Origin of the sequence: Globicatella sp. HMSC072A10 (assembly GCF_001811625.1) — a bacterium.
In the GTDB taxonomy this organism is placed as follows: Bacteria; Bacillota; Bacilli; order Lactobacillales; family Aerococcaceae; genus Globicatella; species Globicatella sanguinis.
The window spans coordinates 1-11,637 of record NZ_KV805743.1; the positions used below are offsets into that span (position 1 = coordinate 1).

The window sequence follows — 11,637 nt, forward strand, 5'->3', positions numbered from 1 at the left end:
CGCTGGCTAATTTAAACTTGAAATTTGCCATCAACTCGTCCAAATCATTAAACCTTTCATCCAAACTGAATTTTTCCAATAATTGTTGCAATTCATCATATAAAGTACTAGTTATTTATCAATAAAACCCCATCAAAATATTTCAGTAACTGTAAATGATGGGGTTTAAAATTTATGCTAAAATTATTTCTAATAATGGATTAATTATATTGTTTCCTATTGAATAACTTATTAGATTTGATATTTTTTGTTCAATTGTACAATCAGTTTTAATAATCCCATATAAGATTTCTTTATCTTTATTTTGTATTTGTGCTGCCTTTAGAATGTTCAACATCTTCTCAACTTTGAAATTATTCATATCTAAATTATCAGATGTATCAAAGTATATATCAAATTTATTTTTTACATCCATGCTCGTTGTTTGAATTGTACTAATATTTAAACTTTCATCATAATCTATTTCTGCTCTTATATACGAATCATTCTGACATATCGTGGCATCAACTACTTTAACACCATATAACTTTATTTTCCAAGTCCTAAAGTGAGGAACTACTTTGATATTCCCTTCTCCTCCATATATTGAAATTTTGTTGTTAGAATTATCAAATTCAATCAGCGTAGACATTCCTTTTTCTACATTTTCTTTTCCTGTATAATCTTCTAACAGATTAAATTCACCTGAATCGCCACTACCAATAATCAATTCTAAATGTTCCGGATTTTCAATTGAATTGGTAAACTCATCTAAATTTGCAAGAGGAATGATTGAACCCTCTTTCAAAAATAAACCTAATCTTTCAATTGGTCTGAAAATATTTATATTTCGATCTCCACTGTATTTTAGGCCTGACTGCAAGTCATACCAGTTGCCTTCAGGCAACCATATTTTAAACTTCCCTAAAAGTGATTCTTTATCGATTTTTTTTGTAATTGGTGCAACAATGATCTCTGAACCAAAATAGTATTGATTTGGAACATTATAACTGTTCTCATTTTCTGGATACTTATAATACATTGGTTGGATAAGTGGCAGGTTTTTTTTATTCGAAAGTATATTCATGGTGTAAATATAAGGAACAAGCTTATGTCTAATTCTTAAATATTCACGCATTAAATCACCAATAGGTGGACCATAACTCCATGGCTCTTTCATTAAAAATTCTGAGTCCGCACTATGTAATCTGTTTATTGGTGAGAAGACCCCAAACTGAAGCCACCTTAGCATCAATTCATCATCACGTATACCGTGTCTATGTCCTCCAACATCGTGGCTCCACCATCCGTATCCAATATTAGACGCAGTTGCCGTAAAATATGGTTGAAAATCTAAAGAATCCCATGAAATAACTGTATCCCCGGAGAAACCAATTGGATATCTATGACTACCTGGTCCTGAATATCTAGATAAAGTTATACCTAAATTATTATCTTTCTGATTATCATTATAATGGTAATGATTTAATACCCACAATGGATCCACTGACTCATCAATACTATGCGGTCCTTGTTGCCAATCTACCCACCAAAAGTCAACACCTATTTCCTCATTTGGATGATAGATGTGTTTAAATGTTGATTCCATAAATTTTTGTGAATCAGGCAAGAAATCTATGTACTCTTTATTTTCAGTATCAATTTTTAAATCACTAGCCATAACTTCATACATATCCTCAAATGGTCTAATACCTGACGACGGATGTATATTTAATGTTGTTGCTAAATTTCTTTGCTTTAATCTTTCTAAGAACCTTTTGGGGTTTGGAAATAGTTCATTATTCCATGTATAGCCTGTCCATTTACTACCATACTCATCAGGAATATCTACTAAATGCCAATCCATGTCTATCACAGAAACTGAAAAAGGTATTTTTTCATCTTGAAATCTATCCATTAGAGCTACATAGGAGTCCTCTGAATAAGGATAATATCGACTCCACCAGTTACCTAGTGTATATCTAGGTAACTTAGGCTGAGGTCCAGTTAATTGATAAAAATCATCTAATGCTTGAAAATAATCATTTTTATACCCGAATATGTAAATATCTATCTGATTAGATTCTCTTTTTTTATACCAACCATCACTCTTAAAAACCGGGGTGTTTGAATCATCAAGCATACTTATGCCATATTTTGACATAAGCCCTGGTTCTAATTCAACAGCTCCATCTGCGAAGTCAAGTGTCCTTGCAGTCCCACCTAAGTTTTTTGTGATATCTCCATAATGCCAAATTCCTCTATATGGATGGTTAACTTTTCCATTCAACTCAATACTTAGACCATATGGTGAGAACTTTTGTTTGTCATATTTTAGTATTAAGTCATCTGTTACTATTTTTATTCTATTTTCTGAATCATATACCTGAAATTTTGGTGTTTTAAAGTCTCTATTTAAAACCATTTTTGTTTGAGAATCCTCAAATATATTCTCTTCAGAGTATTCGAGACGAATAAGCTTAGAAGTTAATATTGTAAACCTAAATTTATTACCTTGCACAATAGATTTTTTGGGAGCGACTGGATTATATTCCTCGTAATATTTTTTGTACATAGTAGTTCCTTTCTTCTATATCTTATGACAAAAAAGAGGATGATTTTATAACATCCTCTGTAAATATCCCATGAAGGAAGTTAATAAGTTATTTTATTACCCTTCTATTCATCATCTTCATCAAATTCTTGGTTTTCTAAAATGTCATTTACATATACTATCTGATTTTTTGATTCCTCTATCAAATTACTGATATCGTTATGTGCTAAATCATTGTCATTTAATCTTAAAATTACCGACATGATAATAGGTAAATTCGCACCCGCTATTAATTCAATATTATATTCTGATAGCAGTTTTGTAAATTCTTGATTTACTGACCCCCCAAGTAAATCAGTAAAAACAAAAATTTGTTCCTCTTTTGAAAAGTCTTTTAAAGTATCTATGATTTGATTTTCCACGGATTCATTTTCAACATATGCATTGATATCTATAATATCCACAGTATTTGGAATAATATAATCAAGAGTGTGCTTGAATCCTTTCGCTAATTTATGATGTGTAGCTATAATAATTTTCTTCATATAATTATCCCCTATCTAACATTTTTATGGAGCTACACCTAAAACTCCAAAATAAGACCCTATTAAAGAAATAACAACAATTGTGAAAATAATTCTCAAGAATCCCCATTTCTTTTTCTCCATTAACCAGTAAACTAAACCAGTTAATACAACAGGTAATAATGCTGGTAAAATTTGATCAAAAATTCCATCTTGTAATGCAAGCGAAACATCTCCAAAAGCGAATTCAAGTGGTGTGTATACTTTTACTACAGTAGCAATTAAACTTCCCACAACAGTTAATCCCATAACAGATGCGGCTTCAGTAATAGCCGTAAGTCTATCTGCCATATCTGTTATTAATCTTGCCCCAGATTCATAGCCAAGATCAAATAATTTTATACGCATCCACACTAGTGCAATATTCAATACCATCCAAATAATTGCTCCGAGAGGATTACCATCCAATGCCATATACCCACTAATTGATCCCATGATTGTAGGATATAGGACCCATAAAAGTGAATCTCCAATTCCGGATAAAGGTCCCATTAATGATGTTTTAATGGAACGTACTGCATCAAGAGATTCTGTTCCCTGCTGCTCCTGCATCGCAATGTCTGCTCCAACTACAAGAGGTCCCATATAAGGAGTGATATTGAAGTATTCAAATTCTACTTTCATTGCTTCAACATAGTCATCGTCATTAGGATAAATTTTCCGAAGTGTATTCGCTACTGACCAAGCATATCCAGTTCCTTGTAGAGTACCATAATTGACGTTATTACTTCCTATAAACGACCAGCGCCATGCAGCATTTCTACGGTCTTTTTTTGATAATTTATTAGTTGTTGGATTAATATTTTTTTGCTGATTGCTTTTACTCATCAAAATCATCCCCTTCATCCAAATCTGTGACTCCATTTGCAGAAACTACTGCTTTTTGACTTGTTAATCTATTAAATGTATAAATTGCTAATGCAAATCCAATAATTGAGATTGCTAAAATAGGTAGGTGAAGATATGCGGACATCACAAATCCAATTAACAATGCCCATATATATCTACCTGTAGGCATGTATCTCATTAACATTACAACACCAACCACAGGCAACATTCCACCGGCTATATTAAGTCCTTCAGTAACCCATTCTGGAATCCACTGTATAATTGCTTCAACCGCTGTTGGACCAAATACTACTAAAATAATCATTGGAATAAAGGCTTGCATTGCGACAAAAAGTATACTTATAAAGTTTATGCTCTGCATTTTTTTAAATTCTCGTTGCTCTAAATATTTCTTTGATCTTTCAGTAATGAACGAGTTTAATGTTCTTGTTAAAACATCTAAATTTATAGCAAGAATTCCAACTGGTAGTCCAATTGCTATAGAAGATCCAACGTCAATTCCTGTTCTTGCATTTAAATATATTGCAACTACAGTTGCCAAAGCATAATCCGGAACTGAAGACCCTCCTAATGCAGCCACCCCTAAACTCATCAACTGAAAAGTACCAGCTATGTAGAGTGCTGATTGCAAATCTCCCATAACAAGCCCAGCAAATAATCCCACCGTTACTGGCCAATGGTTCATAATTGTAATACCACGATTATCTATCAAAGCATACATAGGTATTAAAATTATCAATATATTTTGTAATAATTCAGACATTTGATTTGCCCCCTTACTTTTATAAGAATTTTTCTAAACTTTCTTCTTTATCACTTGGTGTGAACTGATATGACACAGGAATACCCATATCAGATATTTTCTTCAGATTTGCTAATTCTTCTTGCGTTGCAGCAAAATTCTTAGCATATTTTTTTCTGTCTTCTCTGTCTAACATTATCCCGATATTTACTTTTGGAATCTCAACACCATTCTCTATGAGATCCAATAATATCTCAACATTATTTACCACAAGTAAAACATTATGACTTTCATATTTACCTTGCTTGAAATTATTAACTGCTGTATCTCTATCTATTAATGACATTCCTGTTCCTGCAGGCTTACTTAATCTCATAGCCGCTTTTCTCGGCTCATCAGCAGCAACCTCGTCGTCAACCACCATGATTCTTTTCGCTTTCACCGAACTTGCCCATTGAGTAACCACTATTCCGTGAACTAATCTTTGATCTATTCTTGCTAATACTACTCCCATTTTTCTAATCCTTTCTTATCTCTTGTATATTAAATATTTGACTTCTATTCTTACCGATATTGCTTCCTTCAATACAAAATACAGGAATCTTTTCTAATGAAATCTCTACATTATAGGCATGACCCCCACGATATACATCACCATTATATACATCAATCCAGTCCCTACCTTTTGGCAAATATATTTTCATAGATTTTATTTTCTCATTAACTACTGGCGCAACTAACAATTCACTACCTAACATAAAATTTGTAGTATCTTCCCATGCATTGTTGTCTTCTGGAAATTCCAAGAATAAACCTCTTATTATTGGATAACCATAACGAGTACTTTCTTCATACACACTTAATAAGTACTCATGTAATCTTTCTCTTAGTTTGATTTGATTTGTTAGTATATTTTCTACCTTTTCACCAAATGACCAAATTTCATTTGGACCACCACTTGTTCTTATCCCTCCGCCTTTAGAACCAATTTTTTGTGAATGTGGCTGCCGATCACCATGCATTCTCAAAATAGGACTGAATACCGAAAACTGAAACCACCTGATTAATAATTCTTTAAAAAGATCAGAGTTACTATCTCCGCTATGAAATCCACCAATATCACTTGTCCACCACGGAATTCCAGATATTCCCATGCTGATGCTAATTTGAATTTGTTTTCTTAAAGAACTAAATGAACTATCAATATCACCTGACCAAGCTAAAGCACCATATTTTTGTGAATTAAACCACGCTGACCTAATCAAAATAGGATTTGATGTATTGTCTTGTATAGCTTTTACATAAAAATAAGGATATCGATTTCCAACTTTTTCAAAATCTCCTTCATAGACTAGATACTTAGAGTGATTATATTCTGTCATCTCAGGTTCTGCTTGATCTGCCCAAAAAAGACTAATACCATTATTTAGATAGTTATTTTTTAGAAGCTTTTTGAAAAATTTAACTGTATCTGGGTTAGAAAAATCTAAAATCTGTAAATTGTTAAATAATTTATTTTCACCATTCTTTCCTCTTATTATCATTTTATTTTTGTTATATATATTACAATATTTACTGCTCTCTGAAACTGTTGGCCATAATGAAACCATTATTTGAGTCCCATGTTTTTTTAGTTCTGCTGCTAGCAAATCAATATCTTCCCAATAATCCATATCAAATTCAAAATCACCGTCTGCTGTCCAATGATAATAATCTATAACTATAACAGATAATTTAATACCTTTATTCACGTAATTTTCATATATAGCTTTCACTTCTTCGGTTGTTTGATACCTTAGTTTACTTTGCCAAAGTCCTAATAATCTTTGATCTATCAGTGGAGGCTTTCCAGTCATAGTAGTATAATTTCCTATTATGTCTTTCGGACTATCACCAACAGTGACAATATAATCAATGATTTCAGAATTTTTGCTTTTCCATTTTCTCTGGTTTCTACTAAAGTTTACTTTGCCAATCGATGAATTATTCCATATAAATCCATACCCTTTACTAGATATATAAAATGGTATAGATGTTTGTGAATTTCGGTGCATCAATTCATACGTTCCAAGATTTTTGTTAATATTTTCTTCTTGATATCCACCCATTCCGAAGATTTTCTCATCTAAACTACCTTCAAATATTAAGGAGGACTCACAGATATTATTATTAAAAACGAATTTCCTTGGTGAGACATTCAATGATGACGTTGGGAGTTCCCTTATAGGAACATCATCATCAATACCAACTGTTCTTCTTACGTCACTTTGCTTTCGCGAAAATTCTTCTAACACAAGTTTGTCTTTATGATAAAAACTCAGTTTTTCCCCATCATATATGACTGATAATTTTCCCGATGATAACTTTAGATGTTTATCTTTATATTGAAAATCTAAATAACTAGTAATACCATTTTTATTTAATTCTTTTATGCCATAAATCTCCTGGTTCTTAAAATTTTGATGAGGACTACAGACTACTCTTATTGTATTATCTCCCCATGCTTCAATTTTTAACGTCTGTTTGCTGTCTTGAATAATAATACTATCATGATTTATTTCTACTTCTTTATTAAGGAACATATCTTTGTCACCAGTTTTTTTTATGAATCACTAGCAATTTTTAGTAAATCATTAAAATAATCTGTTGAAGATTTTTTAATAAATACCGGAATACTTTCAATAGGTGCATCTATAATGTAAGATTGTCCACCTTCATATTCATTTTTAGTAAATATATTCACCCATTTTTCTCCGTCAGGGAGATATACTTCTCTTTGTCTATCTTTATAATTCATTATTGGAGCAACTAACATATCTTCTCCAAACATGTAGATATTGTCTTTCTCCCATGTTTGGTCATCTTCAGGAAACTCATAAAACAATGGTCTCATTAACGGTATCCCATCTTCATGAGCCTCAATCATTAAATCATAGATATAATCTCTAAGAGCTTCTCGTATATGTAAATATTTGGTCATAATTTTTTCTGCCTCTTTACCAAATGACCAAATTTCGTTTGGTGCTCCGGTAGGCATCGAACCTCCACCACTATTCGATAATGGCTTACTATGTGGTAGACGATCACCATGCATTCTTAAAATTGGTGAGAAAGTTGAGTATTGGAACCATCTAACCATAAGTTCCCTAAATTCTTCATCCTCTGGATTTCCTCCGTGGAAACCTCCAATATCAGTAGTCCACCATGGCATACCTGCCATACCAACATTTAAACCAGTATTTACCTGGTTATTAAATGCTTCGAAACTAGAGTCGATATCACCAGACCATCCTAGAGCTCCGTATTTTTGCGCCCCGGCCCAAGCTCCTCTTACTAAAGTCACAACCTCATGATTTTCATTTTTCATTCCGTCATATACCATTTTTAAGAAGCCATTAGGATAGAGATTTGCTGTCTCTAACGCTTGACCACTATGATAACGATAATTATCAAAATCATAAACAGCATATCCTGGTTCCGCAACGTCAACCCAGTAATAATTTATGCCTAAATCTTTATAATTTTTCTTTATTCTATCCCAAACATAATCTCTTGCTTCAGGATTTGTGGTGTCTAAGAAAACAGTTGTTCCTTGTATTAGCATCGTTAATCGCACCCCACGATTAACATTGATTAAGTAACCACCCTCTAAATAATCATTATAATTATCTGCATCTGATTGAACTGTAGGCCAAATAGAAATTATTGGATCAACATTGTAGTCTTCTTTTAATTCCTTAATTAATTTTTCAGGTTCAGGCCAGAAGTCTTCATCAAACCTATACTCACCTTGTTTTGGCCAGTGAAAATAATCTATAGCTATAGTAGATAATTGAATTCCTTTTTCATGATATCTTTTAACTACATCTAAAACTTCATCAGGTGTACGATATCTTAGCTTACTTTGCCATAAGCCTAGTAATTTCTTAGGCATTAAAGGGACTTTCCCTGTTACATCAGCATAATTTTTAGATATATCTTTTAATGTGTCACCAGTTGTAATCCAGTAATCAATCACATTGGTGGATTCCATATGCCACTCAGTAATATTTTTCGCAAATGTAACTTCACCTATCCCTGGATTGTTCCATAAAAAGCCATAGCCTAAACTAGAAATATAGAATGGGATAGACATCTGAGAATTTCTCTGTGCTAATTCTAATTTCGTATTTTTTAAGTTTAAAAATTCATGTTGATATTGTCCCATTCCGAAGATTTTTTCCTTAGGGTTTGACTCAAATCTTGTTGTTGTTTCAAAGCTTCCCCCTCCTAAATTCGTTTTGAATTCTCGTGATTTTAGTTTCAATGTTGAATTAAAATCTTTAGTTATTTCGATAGTCCCTACATCTTCAGCTCCATCATCATGTTTAACGGCTCTTAATCTAATAAACTCCTGTAATAACACCTTATTATTCTCATCATAAAATGTTATTCTATCTCTATGATCAATTACTACTGTAAGCTTTCCATTTTTTACAGTAATTTCATTTTCTTTTTGATCTACTACCTGCAATATTGATGTACTATCAGAGACTTTATTTAGTGCATAATTCTCATCAGTAAACTTTCTATCTGCAAAAGAGCGAACTCTAAAAGAGTCCTTTCCCCAAGCATCAATTCTTAGTAACTCAGTATCATATCTTTTCTCGATATATGTATCAAATACTTTAATCATTTTTCTCCCCCCATATTATATAGCAACATTAACTATTAACAAGTACTTTATTTCGTATACTAATACTCTATGATAGATATCTCAAACACCTTGGAAAACAAACTTTTAGTTGATATTAACCTAACTTAAGTTTTTTTAATTTACTAACTATCAGAAAATATTTTATAAAGAAACCTCTTCTGTTTCCGGTTAGTTAGTAAACTCAACTAACTTACATCAAATTATATAATACCGTTTACAATATGTCAAGTAAACATTTCCTCACAACGTAAATAATGGCAGTTTATCAGCAATGTTTATAAAGTAACAATATCTAAGAATAAACTAACGTCTTGAAATTTTTACTTTATCTATCTATTAATAATTAAGATCTATTAATTTTCTCACTACGATAGTGATTCAGCTTATATATATTAAATAGTCAGGATTTAGGAAACAGATATCAATCAAAAATTTCTACAGACTACTGTCTTCTGCTTTACTAAAGTTAACAAGTTTACTAGAGATATTTTTTGTTGAAGGATAGATATCTTTATATATTTTGAGCAATTCTTTATATTTCAATACATTGCACTCTATTAGATAAATTCTTTCTGTATAATCCACAAAAGCTTTTGTGCAAGATTCAAATGTTTCGAACCATCCTAGTCCGATCGCCGCTATCATTGCCGCGCCCAATCCAGGACCCTCTTCAGCCTTCAACGTTACGACAGGTGTGGCGAAAACATCTGCTTGAGTTTGTTGCCAAATCTTACTTTTCGCTCCACCTCCTACAGAAACAATGCGACTGAATGACTTACCTGCTACATTCTCCATAATTTTCTGAGATTCTTTTAATGATAATGTTATTCCTTCGATAACTGCTCTTGTAAAGTGATCAGCTGTATGTGAAGTATCAATTCCAACAAATGACCCCCTAATATTACTATCAATATAAGGAGTTCTTTTCCTAACAATGTAGGGTGTGAACAATAATCCATCAGCTCCAATAGAAATATCACCAACGTTATCTAGTAATTCGTCATAACTTTTTTCTGGAGCAAACGTTCTCTTATGCCAGTCTAAATTACTTCCCGCTGCTAGAGTGACTCCCATAGAATAATCTGAATTTGGCATGGCATGATGGAATAAATGTAATTGACCATGATAATCTTTCAGCGGGCGGTTCTCACTTGCTAAAAACACCCCCGATGTTCCTATACTCGCCATCGCTATATCATCACCTACAATACCTGACCCTACAGCAGAACACGCATTATCCGCCCCTCCAGCAAACACCTTAACTGTTTGTGAAAATCCAAATCGGTTCGCACTCTCTTCTTTAATATCACCAACATACTCTACAGATTCCACTAAATCCGGTAATACATCTCTAGAAACATTGAAAACATTCAAAATTTCTTGTGACCATACTTTATTATCCATGTCAAATAATAAAGTGCTCGCTCCATCTGAATAGTCTATATTCAATTTACCTTCCAACCAAAATCTAGGATAATCTTTTGGTAACAGAATATGTTTTACCTCAGCCCAAATCTCAGGTTCATTTTCTTGAACCCAAACAATTTTAGGTAAAGTAAAACCTTTTAACACTGTATTTTTGGTTATTGAAAGGATCTCGGCTGCTGTCTTTCGACCTGTTTTACAAGCTGATTCAAACCCGTTAATCAAATAGTATTGCTTCTTGAGAAAAATCAAATAGGTAAAGGTCAAAAAGGGTATCCCTACGACCAACACGATTACTTTTAAAATTGTCATGTAGTAGCATCTCTCTGTACCGTTTCTCTACTTTCGCAAAATTTTATCGATCGCTTTGCCCTTGGCGAGTTCATCAACTAGCTTGTCCAAGTATCGAATTTCTTGCAGAAGGGGTACTTCGATATTTTCCACACGAACTCCGCAGATAGTGCCTTTAATCAACTTTCGATTGGGATTTAATTCGGGCGCTTGCAAAAAGAAGTCACCATAACTTATATCGGATTGCATAAGTTCTTCAATCTGTTCAGGCATATACCCTGTCAGCCACGTCGTAATTTCAAACACTTCATTCTTGGTACGTCCTTTTCTTTCAGCTTTTGCGATTAACATCGGATAGACCTTTGCAAAAAGCATCCCATAATTTTTTTCACTTGCCATCGTATTCCGCTCCTATCATTCTTTCGTTTTCTAGTGCTAAGCTTTCAAGCAAATAAGCTTCAAAAAGACCAAACAACATTTCGTTGGTAAGCGCCCAATAGCCAAGTATATAGAAACC

At 32.9% G+C, this 11,637-nt stretch carries 9 protein-coding genes; all 9 read right to left on the reverse strand.

Annotation, left to right across the window (positions count from 1 at the left end):
* Nucleotides 1–172: 172 nt before the first annotated feature.
* Complete coding sequence (locus tag HMPREF2811_RS06795) at nt 173–2,554, reverse strand: glycoside hydrolase family 31 protein (RefSeq protein ID WP_071408684.1); 2,382 nt, start codon at nt 2,552–2,554, stop codon at nt 173–175.
* Nucleotides 2,555–2,658: 104 nt separating this feature from the next.
* A complete protein-coding gene (locus HMPREF2811_RS06800) occupies nt 2,659–3,078 on the reverse strand; it encodes a PTS sugar transporter subunit IIA (RefSeq protein ID WP_066125351.1) in 420 nt (139 codons plus the stop codon).
* A 24-nt stretch (nt 3,079–3,102) separates the two neighbouring features.
* Nucleotides 3,103–3,945, reverse strand: coding sequence for a PTS system mannose/fructose/sorbose family transporter subunit IID (locus HMPREF2811_RS06805; RefSeq protein WP_071408685.1), 843 nt, complete (start codon nt 3,943–3,945; stop codon nt 3,103–3,105).
* On the reverse strand, nt 3,938–4,729 hold the full coding sequence (locus HMPREF2811_RS06810) for a PTS mannose/fructose/sorbose/N-acetylgalactosamine transporter subunit IIC (protein WP_071408686.1): 792 nt from the start codon (nt 4,727–4,729) through the stop codon (nt 3,938–3,940). The genes HMPREF2811_RS06805 and HMPREF2811_RS06810 overlap by 8 nt, the downstream gene beginning before the upstream one ends.
* Before the next feature lie 19 nt (nt 4,730–4,748).
* Entirely contained in the window at nt 4,749–5,222 is a 474-nt protein-coding gene (locus HMPREF2811_RS06815; protein ID WP_066125356.1) for a PTS sugar transporter subunit IIB, read from the reverse strand.
* 4 nt (nt 5,223–5,226) lie between these two features.
* Nucleotides 5,227–7,290 (reverse strand): TIM-barrel domain-containing protein, encoded by a 2,064-nt coding sequence (locus tag HMPREF2811_RS06820; protein WP_071408687.1) that lies wholly within the window; start codon nt 7,288–7,290, stop codon nt 5,227–5,229.
* Nucleotides 7,291–7,310: 20 nt separating this feature from the next.
* The gene (locus HMPREF2811_RS06825; RefSeq protein WP_071408688.1) at nt 7,311–9,383 is read right to left on the reverse strand and encodes a glycoside hydrolase family 31 protein; all 2,073 of its coding nucleotides are present in this window, start codon (nt 9,381–9,383) and stop codon (nt 7,311–7,313) included.
* A gap of 456 nt (nt 9,384–9,839) precedes the next feature.
* Nucleotides 9,840–11,141 (reverse strand): xylulokinase, encoded by a 1,302-nt coding sequence (gene xylB, locus HMPREF2811_RS06830; RefSeq protein ID WP_071408689.1) that lies wholly within the window; start codon nt 11,139–11,141, stop codon nt 9,840–9,842.
* Nucleotides 11,142–11,168: 27 nt separating this feature from the next.
* A complete protein-coding gene (locus HMPREF2811_RS06835) occupies nt 11,169–11,519 on the reverse strand; it encodes a DUF2200 domain-containing protein (RefSeq protein WP_071408690.1) in 351 nt (116 codons plus the stop codon).
* Between the last annotated feature and the right edge of the window lie 118 nt (nt 11,520–11,637).

Excerpts from the sequence above, each read along its gene's own strand:
- HMPREF2811_RS06805 (WP_071408685.1), bottom strand. The coding sequence starts at position 3,945 with ATGAGTAAAAGCAATCAGCAAAAAAATATTAATCCAACAACTAATAAA.
- xylB (WP_071408689.1), bottom strand. The coding sequence starts at position 11,141 with ATGACAATTTTAAAAGTAATCGTGTTGGTCGTAGGGATACCCTTTTTG.
- HMPREF2811_RS06815 (WP_066125356.1), bottom strand. The coding sequence starts at position 5,222 with ATGGGAGTAGTATTAGCAAGAATAGATCAAAGATTAGTTCACGGAATA.
- HMPREF2811_RS06820 (WP_071408687.1), bottom strand. The coding sequence starts at position 7,290 with ATGTTCCTTAATAAAGAAGTAGAAATAAATCATGATAGTATTATTATT.
- HMPREF2811_RS06810 (WP_071408686.1), bottom strand. The coding sequence starts at position 4,729 with ATGTCTGAATTATTACAAAATATATTGATAATTTTAATACCTATGTAT.
- HMPREF2811_RS06795 (WP_071408684.1), bottom strand. The coding sequence starts at position 2,554 with ATGTACAAAAAATATTACGAGGAATATAATCCAGTCGCTCCCAAAAAA.
- HMPREF2811_RS06800 (WP_066125351.1), bottom strand. The coding sequence starts at position 3,078 with ATGAAGAAAATTATTATAGCTACACATCATAAATTAGCGAAAGGATTC.
- HMPREF2811_RS06835 (WP_071408690.1), bottom strand. The coding sequence starts at position 11,519 with ATGGCAAGTGAAAAAAATTATGGGATGCTTTTTGCAAAGGTCTATCCG.
- HMPREF2811_RS06825 (WP_071408688.1), bottom strand. The coding sequence starts at position 9,383 with ATGATTAAAGTATTTGATACATATATCGAGAAAAGATATGATACTGAG.